Origin of the sequence: Rossellomorea sp. FM04394 (assembly GCF_041889765.1) — a bacterium.
Classification (GTDB): Bacteria; Bacillota; Bacilli; order Bacillales; family Bacillaceae_B; genus Rossellomorea; species Rossellomorea aquimaris_B.
The window spans coordinates 60775-77659 of record NZ_CP168654.1 but is presented as its reverse complement, the minus strand read 5'-3'; the positions used below and the strand labels follow the sequence as shown (position 1 = coordinate 77659).

17 protein-coding genes and 2 tRNA genes are annotated in these 16885 nt (G+C 41.5%); 2 read left to right on the top strand and 17 right to left on the bottom strand.

Going from position 1 to position 16885, the window contains the following annotated elements:
- Positions 1–258 precede the first annotated feature (258 nt).
- Positions 259–335 (top strand) — tRNA-Met (locus ACCB35_RS00400).
- An 8-nt stretch (positions 336–343) separates the two neighbouring features.
- Positions 344–415: transfer RNA gene (locus ACCB35_RS00395), tRNA-Glu, on the top strand.
- A gap of 55 nt (positions 416–470) precedes the next feature.
- On the opposite strand, the gene ACCB35_RS00390 is transcribed toward ACCB35_RS00395, so the two are convergent.
- The 17 genes from ACCB35_RS00390 to ACCB35_RS00310 form a co-directional block, all read right to left on the bottom strand.
- Entirely contained in the window at positions 471–941 is a 471-nt protein-coding gene (locus ACCB35_RS00390; RefSeq protein WP_374055372.1) for a DinB family protein, read from the bottom strand.
- 154 nt (positions 942–1095) lie between these two features.
- Positions 1096–1524 carry a S1 domain-containing RNA-binding protein gene (locus ACCB35_RS00385; RefSeq protein WP_044340617.1) on the bottom strand — a complete coding sequence of 143 codons (429 nt, stop codon included), beginning with the start codon at positions 1522–1524 and terminating at the stop codon, positions 1096–1098.
- Between the two features lie 74 nt (positions 1525–1598).
- The gene (locus ACCB35_RS00380; protein WP_044340618.1) at positions 1599–1988 is read right to left on the bottom strand and encodes a septum formation initiator family protein; all 390 of its coding nucleotides are present in this window, start codon (positions 1986–1988) and stop codon (positions 1599–1601) included.
- A gap of 44 nt (positions 1989–2032) precedes the next feature.
- Entirely contained in the window at positions 2033–2686 is a 654-nt protein-coding gene (gene yabQ, locus ACCB35_RS00375; RefSeq protein WP_374055371.1) for a spore cortex biosynthesis protein YabQ, read from the bottom strand.
- The gene (gene yabP / locus ACCB35_RS00370; protein WP_044340620.1) at positions 2683–2985 is read right to left on the bottom strand and encodes a sporulation protein YabP; all 303 of its coding nucleotides are present in this window, start codon (positions 2983–2985) and stop codon (positions 2683–2685) included. Before yabP ends, yabQ begins: the two co-directional genes overlap by 4 nt.
- An 86-nt stretch (positions 2986–3071) precedes the next feature.
- Complete coding sequence (locus ACCB35_RS00365) at positions 3072–3341, bottom strand: RNA-binding S4 domain-containing protein (RefSeq protein WP_044340650.1); 270 nt, start codon at positions 3339–3341, stop codon at positions 3072–3074.
- A gap of 22 nt (positions 3342–3363) precedes the next feature.
- Positions 3364–4824 (bottom strand): nucleoside triphosphate pyrophosphohydrolase, encoded by a 1461-nt coding sequence (gene mazG, locus ACCB35_RS00360; protein WP_374055370.1) that lies wholly within the window; start codon positions 4822–4824, stop codon positions 3364–3366.
- Positions 4825–4837: 13 nt separating this feature from the next.
- The gene (locus tag ACCB35_RS00355; RefSeq protein WP_374055369.1) at positions 4838–6457 is read right to left on the bottom strand and encodes an oligosaccharide flippase family protein; all 1620 of its coding nucleotides are present in this window, start codon (positions 6455–6457) and stop codon (positions 4838–4840) included.
- Between the two features lie 175 nt (positions 6458–6632).
- Positions 6633–7169 (bottom strand): stage V sporulation protein T, encoded by a 537-nt coding sequence (gene spoVT / locus ACCB35_RS00350; RefSeq protein ID WP_044340623.1) that lies wholly within the window; start codon positions 7167–7169, stop codon positions 6633–6635.
- A 306-nt stretch (positions 7170–7475) separates the two neighbouring features.
- Entirely contained in the window at positions 7476–11006 is a 3531-nt protein-coding gene (gene mfd, locus ACCB35_RS00345) for a transcription-repair coupling factor (protein WP_374055368.1), read from the bottom strand.
- An 82-nt stretch (positions 11007–11088) separates the two neighbouring features.
- On the bottom strand, positions 11089–11319 hold the full coding sequence (locus ACCB35_RS00340; RefSeq protein WP_044340625.1) for an anti-sigma-F factor Fin family protein: 231 nt from the start codon (positions 11317–11319) through the stop codon (positions 11089–11091).
- Positions 11320–11453: 134 nt separating this feature from the next.
- Positions 11454–12011: an aminoacyl-tRNA hydrolase gene (gene pth / locus ACCB35_RS00335; protein WP_044340626.1), complete on the bottom strand. Its 558-nt coding sequence runs from the start codon at positions 12009–12011 to the stop codon at positions 11454–11456.
- 84 nt (positions 12012–12095) lie between these two features.
- Complete coding sequence (locus ACCB35_RS00330) at positions 12096–12749, bottom strand: 50S ribosomal protein L25/general stress protein Ctc (protein WP_374055367.1); 654 nt, start codon at positions 12747–12749, stop codon at positions 12096–12098.
- 222 nt (positions 12750–12971) lie between these two features.
- Positions 12972–13931 (bottom strand): ribose-phosphate diphosphokinase, encoded by a 960-nt coding sequence (locus ACCB35_RS00325; RefSeq protein ID WP_044340628.1) that lies wholly within the window; start codon positions 13929–13931, stop codon positions 12972–12974.
- A gap of 13 nt (positions 13932–13944) precedes the next feature.
- Positions 13945–15318, bottom strand: a complete 1374-nt coding sequence (gene glmU / locus ACCB35_RS00320; protein ID WP_374055366.1) for a bifunctional UDP-N-acetylglucosamine diphosphorylase/glucosamine-1-phosphate N-acetyltransferase GlmU — start codon at positions 15316–15318, stop codon at positions 13945–13947.
- Between the two features lie 715 nt (positions 15319–16033).
- A complete protein-coding gene (gene spoVG, locus ACCB35_RS00315) occupies positions 16034–16327 on the bottom strand; it encodes a septation regulator SpoVG (protein WP_032085215.1) in 294 nt (97 codons plus the stop codon).
- Between the two features lie 171 nt (positions 16328–16498).
- Positions 16499–16873, bottom strand: coding sequence for a RidA family protein (locus ACCB35_RS00310; RefSeq protein ID WP_044340630.1), 375 nt, complete (start codon positions 16871–16873; stop codon positions 16499–16501).
- Positions 16874–16885: the final 12 nt, after the last annotated feature.

Here is a 16885-nt window from a genome sequence, read left to right as displayed (position 1 = left end):
CAGTATAAATGGTACAGGCTTAAAACTTTGTCAAAATGAGGGAATACATACCAAGAAAGTTTCGACGACTTTCTATGGATTCCGGTAAAATATTCAGAATATTCTAGCCTTATTCATTCTCCTTTACTTATTTTTTCGTTATAAACGCTTATGCAACCAGACTTAAGGGAATTTTGACAAATTCTTTACGAGAGTATATTGACAAGATAATTCTTTCTATGTATCATAGATTTTGTGCCTAAAAGGTGCATACAATATGGCGGTGTAGCTCAGCTGGCTAGAGCGTACGGTTCATACCCGTGAGGTCGGGGGTTCGATCCCCTCCGCCGCTACCATATTTTGAGGCCCGTTGGTCAAGCGGTTAAGACACCGCCCTTTCACGGCGGTAACACGGGTTCGAATCCCGTACGGGTCATAGCAAAAAAGACTATCATAATATGATAGTCTTTTTTTTTGTATAAAGAGGCACATCAAGCTTTTTCTGCAGACACCACTTCTTCAATTTGCTCCTGATGATGTTTATCGTGACCGATAAAGTCTTCAAAAAACTCTTCAAGTGTAAAGCTTTGATCTCCTACTCTATACGAGTGCTGCAAATCAGTTTCAGATAAACTATATACATAAGCTATAATTGAATCGCGTGTTTTGATACCCTCTTCAATCAAAACTTCTTTATTAAGCCCATCGTGCGCATATTTTTCAGCTTCTTCATTAAAACGTTGAAAGTCCGGAAAAGGAGACAGCTGCGCTCCTTCTGATACATTTGGAAGAATCTCTTCCAAGGAATGTTGGTCCCATTTGATCATGTGAGAAACATTTGCAGCAATCGACCACTTGCTTTCCTCCATTGGCTGAAACCACTCTTTATCATTAATCCTTTTCAATTCATTAAGCCACAGCTTAAACGATTCATGATGATCGATTATCTGTTCTTTTTTCATAATGGCTGCCTCCATAAAGTTAGTTGAGACTATTTAATTCGATGGTGGCGTGTCATTTTCCTGTCTCCACTATATAAAAAAACAGGCACACTCATCATCATGAGTATGCCTGTTTTCCGTTCACAACCTGCTATATGAGTTAATAGACAGCAAGTTAACCTTTTTTCGCCCCTCTTCCACCACGACGAGACTCAGTATTCTTCTTCAAAGATGATAAACGATCTTCACTGTCTTTCAAGAAACGTGCCATCTTTTGTTCGAAACTCTCTTTAGTGCGTGTGTCGTTCTGTTTGTTATTATTACTACGCGGGCGTTGAGGACGCTGAGGGCGCTGCGGGCGTTGTGGTTGCTCTTTCGCTTTTCGGATGGACAAACCGATCTTTCCATCTTTCTCAACATTAATAACCTTAACCGTTACTTCGTCGCCAACTTTAAGGTGTTCATTAATATCCTTAACATAGTTGTCTGCAACTTCACTAATGTGAACTAAACCTGTTGAACCTTCCGATAATTCCACGAACGCTCCAAAATTTGTAATACCTGTTACCTTACCCTGTAACTTGCTGCCTACTTCGATTGACATAAAAGAAATGCTCCTCCTTAAAATGATAAAAGATAAACCTTATTATATATTATAGCCAATTAAAAAAAAGAGTGTCAATAAGACACCTCTTCTTCTTTCTCTTTATCTGGTTCAGGTATGTTGAAAATAATCTCACCATCATCTGATAAAAAGTAATCCCGGCGTGCCAGTTTGGCTATATATTCATCGTCGTTAAGCTTCACAATCTCTTCTTCCAACGCGGTTTGCTTATCTTTAAGATGTTCTAACTTTTTTTCTAATTGTGCTTTTTCAGTACGTTTATCTTCTAAGACTTGGGCTCTGGAAATGAGAGTCGAAACTAAAAATCCACTAATTGCCAAAACTAATACAAAAAATACTGCTAATCGACGGACTAAACGCTTTCTTCTCTTAGAAGACGATTTATGCATATGCTCCTGATGGCGGACATATTCATTTTCCATTGGTGTCACGTTTTTTCTCATTCCCAAACCTCCTTTACAATATGGAGTGGAAAAAGCCGTAAGCCCTATTCTTTATCTTTAGGTTTTTTGTTAAACTTTTTTACCACTCTATATACTTTTTTGATATACGCTTTAAAAATCCCTGCCAGTTTATTATATAACTTCTCGACTCTTTTTGTAAGATTTTTCGGCAATAAATTCCAAATACCCTTTAATATCCACCATATTGGAGCAGTTACGAGCTTAATCGCCCAATGCACTACCTTCCAAATGACTTTTAATAGGAAGATTATGACGGATAAGAGCCCTTTTCCTATAGATAATACCATTGTAATGAGAAGCACGATTATCCATTTAATCGGTGAATAAATTAATTTTTTCACCATTTGCACACCGAAATTATAAAGGGAGATAAAAAATAAGATCAGCCGTTCCAAAAAGGCAAGATAAAACTGCTTGATGAGAGCTTGATAACCAGCAAAACCACACAGCAAAGCAATGAAAATATAAAAGCGGATCTCACCAAAATTGACGACAAATAAAATGTAAAAGATGGACAGGGCTTGTAAAACCCAAAACATGATGTCGTTTAGGAATACAAGCCACCGTTTTCTTTCAGACCGGTTTAAGAAACGATTGTACGTATCCAAGGTCGCACCAAATAAAGCTCCCATTCCGATCATGGAAAGCATGGTGTAGAACTGGGTTGAGAGCGTCATCGAAACAACTTGCTAAAGAAGCCTTTAGCCTTCTCCCCATTTTGTTCATCCAGGTATACGAGATCAAACACCTTTCCTTTAATGGAGACGATGCCTTTGTCTACGTCTAAATTTTTCATTTGAAGATTTTGGCCCCTGACAGACAAAAAGCCCATCACGGTTTCGAGGAGAAACTCTTCATTATCAAAGCTTTCCACTTGTTTAACACCGGTGATGTCAAGAAGCTTGCGTCCCCTCATCATCACGTCATGTTCTTGAAAAGTCGTTTTATCTTTGTTTCCATCATAATATTGATTCATATCCATCCCTCACATTCCCATAGTACAAGCTTTGTAACTATGTTTATGTTTTCGGGAGAGAAATAGAACCTCTGACTATGTAATCCTTACTCCGTTTCTTCTTGAACCCTTTCTTCTGAAAGGACGGAATAAAGTCCACTCGCTTCTTCTTTTTTGGTTGTTTCAAGAAGCCTTTCTATCTTTACCCTCATAATCTTTTGACCAAACCTCACGCTTAATTCGTCCCCGACTTTCACGTTAGAGCTCGCTTTCGCTTGCAGTCCATTCACTGTTATACGGCCCTGGTCGGCAATTTCTTTCGCCATCGTTCTTCTTTTTATCAGTCTTGATACTTTTAGAAATTTATCTAATCTCATTGATACCATTATACATTTCCCCTTATTCGATATTCATCTTTTTGGCTTCGTTCCAAAATTGGTCTAACTCTTCTAAAGTGAAATCTTCAAAGCCCTTACCCGTTTTCAAAACCTGCTCTTCCACATAAGAGAAGCGGCGATAAAATTTGGTGTTGGTCATGGCGAGTGCTTCCTCTGGGAATACCTTATAGAATCTGGCTACATTGATAAGTGCGAATAAAATATCACCAAATTCTTTTTTTATTTGGTTTTCACTATTATTCTCGACCTCGTTTTCAAATTCCTTTAATTCTTCCCATACTTTCTCCCAGGCACCTCGTGGGTCCGACCAATCAAAGCCCACTTTTGCTGCTTTCTTCTGGTATTCATATGCCTTCATGAGAGCCGGCATTCCTTTCGCCACGTACTTAAGCATCGGTTCATGTTCAACCGGCTTTTCTTGCTTCTTGATTTCATCCCAGTTCGCTTTCACCTGTTCCGTATTTTCCACTTGAACCGAACCGAATACATGAGGGTGTCTTCGGACCATTTTGGAAGCAAGACTTCCAATCACTTCCTCCATGGTGAACATTCCTTCATCCTCACCTATTTGGGCATGAAGCATGACCTGGAGCAGAACATCTCCCAGCTCTTCAATCATGTGATCAATATCATCTTCCTCAATGGCTTCCAGTAACTCGTACGTTTCTTCGAGTAAGTATTTCTTGAGGGAATGATGCGTCTGCTCTTTATCCCAAGGACACCCATTCGGTCCCCTTAGTGTCGAGATGATCTCTCTTAGTGTTGCATATTGTTTATAAGTGGATGCCAGTTCTTTAACAGCCGGGACATACAGGCTTGTTAAATTGCTGAGATGGGCTACACGATCAAGTTCAACCAGGGGGATTCTATCCACCTTCTCTTCCTTGCTGCCTGCCGCCGTTACAAGCATGACTTCATAATCATAAGGATAGAGCTCCATCAGGGTAATCTTCACCTCAGACGCAATAAAGGCATCATACACCTGTCCGATGATAAGCTGTTGATTCATATGGATATCATGAAGCTTTAAGCTGGTACCGTCCAATAACTGAAAGCCATCGATGGGATCCGCTCCGACTGAAGCGAACAGAGCATCAATGAAGCTCTGTCCCCCGCCGATCGACACTTGTATCTTCCCTTTTTCATGAAGGTCCAGAAGCATTTGAACAGCCTTTTCAGCCACTAATGGATGACCCGGAACGGCGTAGACGAGTGAATGCTTTTCAGATGCCCTGACCAGCTCACCTACAATTTCTTCATACACGTGGTCGAACTGTTCATGCTTTTCATATACTGCATCAAAGGAGTGAAACTCGACTCCTTCTGCTGTTAAATCCTTAACGACTGGATGCTCCTTCGTACGTAAATATAGATGTGAGCTGCTCTTTATTAATCGGTACACTCCTAAAGGGAGCTGTTCAATATCTCCTGCACCTAAACCCACAATTGTAATTGTATGCATAGTGATCTCCTCGCTACTTTTTATTCATTGGTTGTACTTTTTCCATTAGCCAAACCCATTTACTACCAAAAGGTAAATAACCGATCTCTTCTCTTGATAGGACATTCCCTCTTAAAAATACGATAAGAAAGATGATGCCACCGATAAAAACCCCTCCTAAAGAAAAGAGGACGGAAAGCTCCCGCTCAGGCATTCCTTTGTCTAAAAGTGTATCATATATCCGCAAAAACACCTGTAACCCGATGGTCATGGATCCACCGCTAAAAAGTAAGGTTTTGTAGAAAGAAAAAGGAAAAAAACCAATAGGGAATAGCCTTCTTAGCTTCCCGATCATCATTCCGGTAATCACAATTAAAGAGCCAACAGTGGCGATGGAAGCTCCCATGATCCCCATGATGGGAATGAGATAGGCGTTGCCGATATATTTTAAAATAATGCCCATCAAAATACAGAAAGCAGGATAATAGATTTTTCCGATTCCTTGGAAAATGCCTGCAAACGTAAGTATGAGACAGCTAAAGAAAATCGATACACAAAAAACAGCTATTACCTTGGAGCCAAGGGCATTTTCAAATAACATCGTATTGGTGGGAACCATGATATTAATGAGCCCCAATGTAGCAGCAAATCCGATGGTAATGCTAATTTTAAGGGACAGCTGACTGTACTCCCTGACTAAATCATCTTTCTGTTTCAGATAAGCGCTTGTCACCAATGGAACGATGGTCAGGGAAATCGAGGTCGCCACTACCGTTCCCAGCTGGACAAAGGGTTGTCCCCGGTCATAAATTCCCTTCCACGTTTTCGCACTTTCCGCTTCCATACCTGATGAGGTTAAGAGGGAATATACATTTAAGGAATCAACAAACTGAAGAAGGACCAGCAGCATGGCACTTACACAAATAGCTGTTCCGTTCTTTAATAATCGCGACCAAATATGTAAATAATCTCCTGGTAATCTAAGGGTTTTCCGTGAAAACAGCTTTTCCTTTCGTGCAGACACAAAGAAAAGTAAAACCAGCAAGCCTCCAAGACCACCGGTTATCGAACCGAATAGCGCCCCGTTCCCGGTGATATACAGGGAATATCCTTGTGATACCAATATCGTGGAAAATACGAGAATGGTCGTCACTCTTATCGTCTGCTCCATCACCTGTGAAACGGCGGTTGGCACCATATCTTCTTTTCCTTGATAGTACCCCCTTATAACAGAGAGGGGAGCTAACAATAGAAAGGATAAAGAAATGACTTGAATCAACGGTTTAAGGAGTGGATCTCCCATCCAATCGGCAATGACCCCCGCACCAAAGTACACGAGAAGAAACCAGCTTAATCCAACGAGACATAGAAACAGGAAGGAGGTGACAACTATATTCTTCGCTCCTTCTTCATCTTCATTTTCTAATTTCTCGGCTACTAACTTCGAGATGATCACAGGGAATCCATAGGTGGATAATGCAATGGCAATTCCGTAGAAGGGATACACCTGTTGATAGATATAAAAACCAATATCTCCAACAATATTTTGAAACGGCACTCGATATACTGCACTCAATATCTTCGTCACTAATGCGGCAACCGTTAATACCATTGCCCCCTTCAAAAATTGGTTGGACGAGTACTTCTTACTCAACCAGCTTTCCTGCCTTTCTGTACCACTTTTTCTATGCCCTGAATTGTCTGATCCGACAGAGAAAAAATCATTTATGTACTGGACATTTTACCATAAAGAGCTGTCTGTTTTCTCCAATAGCATCATTTAAAGCACAAAACAAAAAAGAAGAGCGGCAATGTGCCGCTCCTTCAGGTTATTGCTCCATTTGTCTTGCTAAAAAGCCAGCTGCCGTTTCTACTGCCTTTTGTTCCACTTCGCCTACTGTACGTTCCTTCGAGAAGATCGCAACGGCACCAATCGGGTCACCATTTGCGACAATCGGGGCAATCGTATAGGAAGCAAGATCCTCACCGTGTCCTTCGACAAGCTCAGCTTGTCCTTGTTGAGTGTGTAATAGAGACGTACGGTCATCCATTACCTTTTCAACCAGTTCACTGATGTTCTTATTTAAATATTCTTTCTTTGAAGCGCCGGAGATTGCGATTACAGCATCTCGATCACAAATTAACACAGCACTCCCAAGGCTGTCGTATAATGCTTCGCCGTATTCCTTAGCAAAGTCACCAAGTTCACTGATTGGGGAGTATTTCTTTAAGATGACTTCTCCGTCACGATCAACGAAGATTTCCAGGGGATCTCCCTCGCGAATCCTTAATGTTCTACGAATTTCTTTCGGAATGACGACACGCCCTAAATCATCAATACGACGAACAATACCAGTTGCTTTCATCTATAGTTGCCTCACTTTCATCAGATGATTTTTATTTGGCAATGTACCAACTTGTTATTGAATACTTTACCAGTGTTGAGTTTAGTATCTTACAACTTAGAAGTTCTATACACATTCAGTTATTTTTTCTGTAATTTCACTAAAATTCTAATGCAGGTATCTTTTTCCATTGTTGGCAGCTGCATAAATACTAATACCCTTATCATAGTAAAGTAAAACAATCAGCGCGTTTACATTTTGGTTACAGTATTATAACGAAGGGAAGAATTTCCGTTTTCATTCTGATGGGTGAGGCTGCTTTCATTCTTAAGCGTTTTCTTCTACTTTTAATGCTTCATCTAAGTGCTTGATGATGTCATAAGCCATATTAAACCATTTGGATGCTTCCAAGCGTGTGGTATTGATGGATATTTTAAGCTTAGAACCTTCCATACCAAGCCCGACAGCCCTGCCGTGTTTATTGCATAAGTTAAAGACTTTGGATCCATCGATCTGTGCCGTTCCGTCTGGCGACATGAAGATGTTCACAGATTTCTTATCCTGCTTGATGGATTCAAGCTTTGTATTTTTAGCATATATTTTCATTTCAGAGATTAAGAATAGATAGCCGACTTCCTCTGGATACTCTCCGAATCGGTCAAGAATCTCTTCTTCCAGTTCTTCGATTTCCGGAAGGGAAGAAAGAGAACGGAACCGTTTATACATTTCAATCTTCTGATGGCCGTCTTTAATATAATCATCCGGAATATAGGCATCGATTTCGATATCCACTTCAAAGCTCGACTCCGGCTGCTTCGGCAGATCTCCTTTTCGTTCCTCGATTGCTTCTTTCAGCATTTGAGAGTACAAGTCAAATCCGACAGAATCAATAAAGCCGTGCTGCTGTGCTCCCAGGAGATTCCCTGCTCCACGGATCGTCAGGTCGCGCATGGCAATTTTAAACCCTGAACCGAGCTCAGTAAATTCTTTTATTGCCTGCAATCGTTTTTCTGCGACTTCCGTCAGCACCTTATCCTTACGATAGGTGAAGTAGGCATAGGCCACCCTGTTTGATCGTCCTACCCGTCCTCTTAATTGATAGAGCTGAGACAAGCCCATCCGATCGGCATCAAAGACAATTAATGTGTTCACATTCGGGATATCTACGCCCGTCTCAATGATTGTCGTTGTGACCAATACATCGTATTCCCCAGCAAGGAAGCTTAAAATTACCGCTTCCAGCTCATTTTCACTCATTTGACCGTGTGCGTAGGCAATTCTCGCATCCGGTACAAGCATGGAGATTTCGTCTGCTTTCCTTTCAATATCCTCCACCCGGTTGTAGAGGAAATACACTTGACCGTTACGGGCCATTTCTCTTTCAATGGCTTCTTTTATCAAGGCACCGTTGTATTCCATCACATATGTCTGAACAGGGAAACGATTCTCCGGTGGTGTTTCAATGACAGATAGATCCCTTACTCCAAGCATCGACATATGGAGTGTTCGCGGAATTGGGGTAGCCGTTAAAGTCAACACATCAATATTCGTCTTTAATTGCTTGATCTTTTCTTTATGTGTAACCCCGAATCTCTGTTCTTCATCGATGATCAATAAACCTATATCACGATATTGAATGTCTTTAGACAGAAGACGGTGAGTCCCGACTACGATATCAACCGTACCATTCTTAAGACCCTTCGTCGTTTCCTGCTGCTGTTTTCTTGTTCTGAAACGGCTCAGTAACCCGATCTCAACCGGAAAGTCCTGAAAACGTTCTTTAATCGTTTCATAATGCTGCTGAGCAAGGATTGTGGTCGGTACGAGAATGGCGACCTGCTTTCCATCGGCAATGGCTTTGAAGGCCGCACGAATGGCCACTTCTGTTTTCCCATAGCCTACGTCTCCACATAATAAGCGATCCATCGGACGTTCTCTTTCCATGTCGTGCTTGATCTCACTAATAGAACGCAGCTGATCGTCTGTTTCCTCATAAGGGAAGGCCATTTCAAACTCTCGTTGCATATCCCCATCAGGAGAAAAGGCATAGCCCTTTGCCGCTTCACGTTCAGCATAGAGTTTGATCAGGTCATCGGCTATATCCTGAACAGAAGACTGTACCTTCGACTTAACCTTTTTCCATTCGCTTCCGCCTAATTTATATAGCTTGGGATCCTTATTTTCTGAAGCTACATATTTTTGGACGAGCTCAATTTGATCGACGGGAACATAGAGTTTGTCATTCCCCTGATACTTCACATGCAGGTAATCTTTATGGACCCCGTTGATTTCTAGTGTCTCAATCCCCAGGAATTTACCTATCCCGTGATTCACATGAACAACATGGTCGCCAACCTTCAGCTCAGAATAACTTTTGATGCGTTCAGCGTTTGAAAGCTTTTGTCTTCTGGGCTTCTTTTGGGTCCTCTTATTAAACAACTCTTCTTCCGTAATGACAGCAAGCTTCTGAAGGGGAAGCTCAAATCCGCTCGTCAGGCTTCCGTTAATCATTTGAATCGTTCCGGGTAACAGCTTATCTTCATCTTCCACGAAGGCGATCTCAATTTTATAATCGTCCAGCACCCGTTGAAGCTTCTTCACCCGTTCTTCATCGGGTCCCAGTAAAACGACGGTATATTTTCCTTTTTTCCAGCGATCCAGTTCCGCCTTCAATACATTCATCTGCCCATGGAAATTCTGCATGGGTTTTGTAGAAACATTAAAGATATTCTGTGGGCTTGTATTGGGAATATGACGCAGGAATAGTGAAAAATACACCTTTGGGAGCTTCGTAGAACTAATCAACCTGGAAAAGGCATGAGATACCGGTACGTCATGGATGATTTGTCCTTCTTGTAACAAAGAGGTATACCACTCGGCTTCCTCTTTCTCAAGAGATTCACTCATTTCTTGTACACGACTGAATTCGTCAAAGAAAATGACCCCGTCCTCAGGTAAATAATCTAGCAAACTACTAGGATTTTCATATGCCAGCGATAAGTACTTGAAAATCTGCTCAGGGACCTGGCCATTTTCAAGCTGATCCATCTCATGTCCTATGTACTCTGTTAACTTTTCCTTTACAGCAGCTGCTTTGACTTTCTTTAAACTGGAAGAAAGTCCGGATTCAATTTCACGGATCAATCTTTCGATATTCTCATATTTCAATAAGACCTCTGTGGCAGGACCTATTTCCATGGAATCCAGTTTATCAATCGATCGCTGATCCTCTACAGAAAATAATCGGATGGAATCAATTTCTGTATCAAATAACTCGATCCGTACAGGATTTTGGGACGTTAAAGGAAACACATCGACGATTCCCCCACGAAGGCTGAATTCGCCAGGTGTACTGACCATTCCCGTCCGCTGATATCCCATTTGAACCAATTGGTTTAACACTTCATCCAAGTCGATATCTTCCCCCGTTTTAAAACGAATTTGATTCGTTTCCCACATTGATTTCGGAGGAAGGATCTTTCTTAACCCTGCAACAGGAACAATGTAGACACCTTTATGATTCTGGGATAGCTTGTTTAATACTTCAATTCGTTGAGCTCTCAGTTCCGGACTGGCCACACTTAATTCTGCTGCGATTAATTCATTGGCAGAATATAAATATACTTCATCCTCGGATAAAAATTGAATGAGATCGTCATAGATTTTCTGCGCTTGAAACAAATTATGTGTAACCACTACAGTGGATTTCTTTGTTTGTAAATACACATCCGCTATATAGGCTGTTCGAGATGAGCCTGACAATCCTGCTACAAGTTGTTCTGATAATTGTTCTTCCACTCCAGTGATGATGGACTGGATTTCTTCACTTTGATGAACCTGTTTTAGAATACCTTTCAAGTGTACGCTCCTCCCCTACGGATCTTTCTATATATCTCAGGTTGTAAACAGAAAAATGCTTTGGTTCTGAACCAAAGCGTTCTTACTGAATGATATGATCTAATTGGTGATAGTCCGGGTTTCTTTCCAGACTCTCCTGACAATCTTCACAGATGGTCTTTACATGGATATCTCCGTTGTCCCGATACTGAACCATGTGTAACCGTTCTTCATCTGACAGCGTATGAATCCCGAGCTGCTCCGAATGAACAGATACGTTTGAAAGTGTTCCAACATTCGTGCCACAATGTCGACACTGATAATGGATTGCCATACCATTTCCCTCCATACACATTTATACAGTTAGTATGAACCTGTTAGAGGGGAGTTATTCAACTCTTAAAAAGGAATGATGGATGGTTTCACCAAGATGATCTATTTGTCTTGGAAGTTCAGTATATGAAACCCTTAATTGAATTTATTCATCACTTCGAGGAAAGGTTTATCGAACCATGTTTCGCATGCTTCGACACTGGCAGAGATCGCCTTATCAAGCTCCGCCTGCTCTTCCTTATTAAATTTACCAAGTACGTAATCCGGAACGCTCATCCCATTGACAGGACGGTCGATTCCAACTCTAAGACGGTTAAAGTGTTGAGATCCTAAGTGAGCGATTGTCGATTTAATGCCGTTATGACCGCCTGCACTTCCTTTTTGTCTTAATCTTAATTTCCCTACTGGCAAGTCCAAATCATCATAGATCACAAGCAAATCTTCCTCTTCAATATCAAAATAATCCATAAGGGGGACAATGCTTTCTCCAGACAAATTCATATAGGTAAGGGGTTTTAATAAGATGATTTTTTCACCTTTATAATGGTATGTCCCGTACACTCCTTTAAACTTTGACTGATTTAACGAAACTCCCAGTCGATCTGCTAAAGCATCTATAATAACAAACCCGATATTGTGTCGTGTTTTCTCATATTGCGATCCCGGGTTTCCCAGTCCAACGATTAACTTCATTTCTAACACCTCTTCTGACCTTATACTTCTAGAATAACGTAAAAAGCGCAACCTGCAAAAGGTTACGCCAAAAAATATTGATTTTTATTCTTCCGTTGATTCACTTTCTTCACTGGCCTCTGACTCTCTTCCCTCTTCATTATCAGGAGTACCTGCTTCCTGCTCTTCACCACTATCGATCTCTTCTTCTTGTCTAGGAGCAAGAATGGAAGCAATCGTACGATCATCTTCTTCGTTAAGCGTTACGCTATATTTGTCTCGGATATCACTGATCGTTACCGTTTCTCCGACTTGAAGATCGGCAATATCGACTTCAATCGATTCTGGAATATCCTTAGGTTTAGCCGTAACAGAAACCTCATGTAATGGCTGCTGCAGTACGCCTCCGTCTTTTACTCCAGCCGCTTCTCCTACAAGATCGATACGAACATCCGCATCAATTTCCTCTGACATATTCACAGCAAGGAAATCAACGTGTGTAACGGCATCCTTCAGATGGTCCTGTTGATAGTCACTTAAAATGACGTTTTGTTTGTTGCCATCTACATTTAAAGAAATGATTCCGTTTCTTCCTACTTCGCGAATCGTTTTGATAAATGTAATGGCATCTACCATAATAGGTGTATTATCTGCTTTGTAGCCGTACACGACTCCAGGAATATTCCCCTCATGTCTCAGCTTTGTTAATGAAGATCGTTTAAAATCTTTTCTAGTATTTGCCTTTAATTCTGTTGCCATGTCTAATCCAACACCTTCCCTAATCTTTTATGTTAGTTAAAGTTCTATATATAGTAATTACCCTAATATGATTTGAAATAAACATAGAAAAATCAATTTATGACGGGAAGGACACTGAAAGAACCTTGTCAGATAGGCGTCTTAAAGATAAACAAATAGAAAAGCCTGCCCTATATAAGGGACAGGCTCTTCTTCATATGCACAAACTACAAATATTAATTCTTAATCAAAAAGCGTGCTGACAGATTGTTGTTCATAGACACGGATGATGGCTTCACTGATTAGTGGAGCCACTGACAGCGACTTCACTTTACCGATCATTTTCTCTTCACCTAATGGGATAGAGTTCGTCACAACCAGTTCTTTAATATTTGAATTCTCGATGCGCTCAATCGCAGGACCCGAAAGAACAGGATGCGTACAGCAGGCAAAGACTTCTTTCGCTCCGTTTTCTACTAACGCATTTGCAGCAAGCGTGATTGTACCTGCTGTATCGATGATATCATCGATCAAGATGGCGATTTTCCCGTCAATATTACCAACGATATTCATAACCTCTGCAACGTTTGGTTTTGGACGACGTTTATCAATGATAGCAATCGGTGCTTTCAATCGTTCCGCAAGCTTACGTGCTCTTGTCACTCCTCCGTGGTCCGGGGATACGATCACAAGGTCTTCATTATTGAATCCTCTTTCTTCAAAGTAATCCGCTAAGATCGGAACACCCATCAGGTGATCAATTAAGATATCAAAGAAACCTTGAATTTGAGGAGCGTGCAGGTCCAGCGTAATAACGCGGGTAGCACCGGCAGTCTCTAACAGGTTCGCAACCAATTTAGCTGTGATCGGCTCACGCGCTCTTGCTTTACGATCCTGACGGGCATAACCATAATAAGGCATAACAATATTAATCGTTTTAGCAGATGCCCGTTTCAAAGCATCGACCATAATAAGAAGCTCCATCAGGTTTTCATTTACAGGCTGACAAGTAGACTGAATGACGAATACATCACACCCACGGATACTTTCTTCAATGTTAATCTGGATTTCACCGTCACTAAAACGCTTAACAGAAGATTTCCCTAATTCTACTCCTACTTCATCGGCAATTTCCTTTGCAAGATGGTAGTTTGAATTGAGGGAGAAAATTTTTAATTTGGAATTAATATAAGAGTTTGGCATTGTGGACCTCCAATTATTTCTTATGGTTTAGATTTTGAACATAGTTTTCTTTATTTACTTGGCGAGCTCTTGCAATTGAAAGAGACTCTCCAGGAACATCCTCAGTAATCGTAGAACCAGCAGCAATGTAAGCACCTTTTCCGACTTTCACTGGCGCGACCAGATTTGAATTACAGCCTACAAATACACCATCTTCAATCTTCGTCAAGTGCTTGTCCTTCCCATCATAGTTCACTGTGATCGATCCACATCCAATGTTGACGTCACTTCCAACCTCTGCATCTCCAATATAGCTTAAGTGAGATGCTTTACTTGCTTTACCAAATGAAGCCTTCTTAATTTCGACGAAGTTACCAATCTTCACTTCATCCTCAATGGTCGAAGCCGGACGAATGTGAGCAAATGGCCCAATATGAACATCCGATCCAATCGAGCTGTCATGAGCAACAGATTGCTTCACGACTGTTCGGTCGCCGATTTGACAATCCTTCACCTCAGAGTTTGGTCCGATCGTAGCGTCTTCACCGATTGTGGTGCTGCCCGTAAGAACCGTACCCGGAAGGATAACCGTATCTCTGCCAATCGTCACATCGGCATCGATATACGTAGTGTTTGGATCCTTTATCGTTACACCATTTCGCATATGGTATTCATTGATGCGCTTTTTCATCGTGATCTCTGCCTGAGACAGTGCAACTCGGTCATTCACACCCAATGTCTCATCAAAGTCACTTGTTTGGTACGCACTTACGATTTCGCCTTCAGATTGAAGGATCTCAATCACATCCGGTAAATAATACTCGCCTTGCACGTTATCATTGGAAACCTTTTTCAAGGCATCGAATAACGCTTTATTATCAAAACAATAAGTTCCAGTATTAATTTCTTTCACGTTTCGCTCTTCATCAGTTGCGTCCTTATGTTCAACAATGCGCTCCACTAAGCCATCTTGATTACGGATGATACGTCCGTATCCATCTGGAGATTCAGTGTGACCAGTCAAGATAGTCGCTTTAGCACCCTGTCCTTCATGATGCTTCACTAATGCTTCCATCGTTTCCCCTTTAATGAGCGGTGTGTCACCACATACCACTAAAGTAGTACCTTCTAAATCACCCAGCACATCTTCAGACTGCATGACAGCGTGAGCGGTGCCTAATTGCTCAGCCTGAAGGGCAAAATCACTCTTTCCCTCTAAATGCGACTTCACAAGCTCGGCACCATGGCCAACGATTGTGACAGTCTTCTCTATATGTAGTGTTGAAATTTGGTCGACCACATGTTCCACCATCGGCTTGCCACACACAGGATGAAGAACTTTGTAAAGCTTCGACTTCATTCTCGTACCTTGTCCAGCAGCTAATATAACGGCATATCTATTTGTCATTTTTGGTCCTCCAATAACCTTTTTATCCATAACGAATATATCCTAAAAACTTTATCATTTCAAGGATTCATATAAAAGTACATATATTTGTCAAACGAAAAGCGGAAGGGGCTCGCCCTGGGGCGACAAGCATAAGACGAGTAACCCGGAAAGGCGCCCTTTGCCTTTTTGGGTTACTTGGCTTATGACCTCGAGCCCCAAGCCCCTGGAGCTGGACAATTCGAAAAGCGGAGGCGGCTCGTTCAGGCCCGACAAGCATAAGATGAATTGGCCGGAAAGGCGCCCTTTGCCTTTTTGGCCAATTTAGCTTATGACCTCGAGGGACTAGCCGCCGGAGCTGGACATAACGAAAAGCGGAGGCGGCTCGTTCAGAGGCGACAAGCATAAGTCGAACCTGCCGGAAAGGCGCTCTTTGCCTTTTTGGCAGGTTCGACTTATGACCTCGAGCCTCTAGCCGCCGGAGCTGGACATCATCGAAAAGCGGAGGCGGCTCGTTCAGGCCCGACAAGCATAAGGCGAGTAACCCGGAAAGGTGTCCTTTAACATCTATGTCGAATTTTCTTTCCCTTAAGATACAAAAAAAATAATAATTATAGGTTTCAATACTCTAAACATCGGGGTATACAAAAAACGTAAGAACCGTCACTTTTAACGATCGGCTCTAAGACAAAAAAAAGAGCCTTACAAAAGTAGGCTCTTGATGCAATAGATTCTATTAGGAAGCCCCAGCTTCTTCTAACTCAACTTCTTCTAACTCACCTAGACGATGATACTCAGCTAAAACGGCATCTTGGATCTTGCCGCGAGTACCCGAATTGATTGGGTGAGCAATATCACGAAATTCCCCATCTGGAGTCCGCTTGCTTGGCATCGCTACAAATAAGCCATTGTTCCCATCAATAACGCGAATGTCATGAACAACAAATTCATTATCCAGCGTAATAGATGCGATAGCTCTCATGCGACCATCGGTGTTTACTCGGCGTAATCTTACGTCTGTTACTTCCATTCTGTTCACCACCTTTTTCCCTAGATGAAATCTACTCTATGTATTCAACGAATTATTTAGATATTCCTTCTTAAATTGTAAAATTTTTTGAAAAGTTTTATTTTTTATATCATTTCATCTGTTTCATTTGAACTACACTTCCTTTTTGACACAAAAAAACACCCGTGAATATTACTTCACGAGTGCGATTACTTCGATCTCAACTAAGGCATCTTTAGGTAAGCGGGCTACCTCTACACAAGAACGAGCCGGCTTGTGGTTACTAAAATATTCCCCATATACTTCATTAATCGTACCAAAGTCATTCATATCCTTAATAAATACAGTGGCTTTTACCACTGTTTCCAATGACGCTCCGGCTTCTGATAATACGGCTTGAAGATTACGGAACACCTGATGCGTTTGTTCCGCTACATCCCCTTCCACCATAGTACCTTCTGCCGTCAGAGGGATTTGACCTGAACTATAAAATAAATTATTTACGACAATCCCCTGAGAATATGGGCCAATTGCAGCTGGTGCTTGCTTAGTAGAAACTACACGCATATTAAACGCCTC

Excerpts from the sequence above, each read along its gene's own strand:
- glmU (WP_374055366.1), bottom strand. The coding sequence starts at position 15,318 with ATGACAAATAGATATGCCGTTATATTAGCTGCTGGACAAGGTACGAGA.
- pth (WP_044340626.1), bottom strand. The coding sequence starts at position 12,011 with ATGAAGTTAATCGTTGGACTGGGAAACCCGGGATCGCAATATGAGAAA.
- ACCB35_RS00380 (WP_044340618.1), bottom strand. The coding sequence starts at position 1,988 with ATGAGAAAAAACGTGACACCAATGGAAAATGAATATGTCCGCCATCAG.
- ACCB35_RS00325 (WP_044340628.1), bottom strand. The coding sequence starts at position 13,931 with ATGCCAAACTCTTATATTAATTCCAAATTAAAAATTTTCTCCCTCAAT.
- spoVG (WP_032085215.1), bottom strand. The coding sequence starts at position 16,327 with ATGGAAGTAACAGACGTAAGATTACGCCGAGTAAACACCGATGGTCGC.
- ACCB35_RS00385 (WP_044340617.1), bottom strand. The coding sequence starts at position 1,524 with ATGTCAATCGAAGTAGGCAGCAAGTTACAGGGTAAGGTAACAGGTATT.
- yabP (WP_044340620.1), bottom strand. The coding sequence starts at position 2,985 with ATGAATCAATATTATGATGGAAACAAAGATAAAACGACTTTTCAAGAA.
- ACCB35_RS00340 (WP_044340625.1), bottom strand. The coding sequence starts at position 11,319 with ATGGCAATCCATTATCAGTGTCGACATTGTGGCACGAATGTTGGAACA.
- ACCB35_RS00390 (WP_374055372.1), bottom strand. The coding sequence starts at position 941 with ATGAAAAAAGAACAGATAATCGATCATCATGAATCGTTTAAGCTGTGG.
- yabQ (WP_374055371.1), bottom strand. The coding sequence starts at position 2,686 with ATGACGCTCTCAACCCAGTTCTACACCATGCTTTCCATGATCGGAATG.
- ACCB35_RS00310 (WP_044340630.1), bottom strand. The coding sequence starts at position 16,873 with ATGCGTGTAGTTTCTACTAAGCAAGCACCAGCTGCAATTGGCCCATAT.
- ACCB35_RS00365 (WP_044340650.1), bottom strand. The coding sequence starts at position 3,341 with ATGAGATTAGATAAATTTCTAAAAGTATCAAGACTGATAAAAAGAAGA.
- ACCB35_RS00330 (WP_374055367.1), bottom strand. The coding sequence starts at position 12,749 with ATGGCAACAGAATTAAAGGCAAATACTAGAAAAGATTTTAAACGATCT.
- spoVT (WP_044340623.1), bottom strand. The coding sequence starts at position 7,169 with ATGAAAGCAACTGGTATTGTTCGTCGTATTGATGATTTAGGGCGTGTC.
- mazG (WP_374055370.1), bottom strand. The coding sequence starts at position 4,824 with ATGCATACAATTACAATTGTGGGTTTAGGTGCAGGAGATATTGAACAG.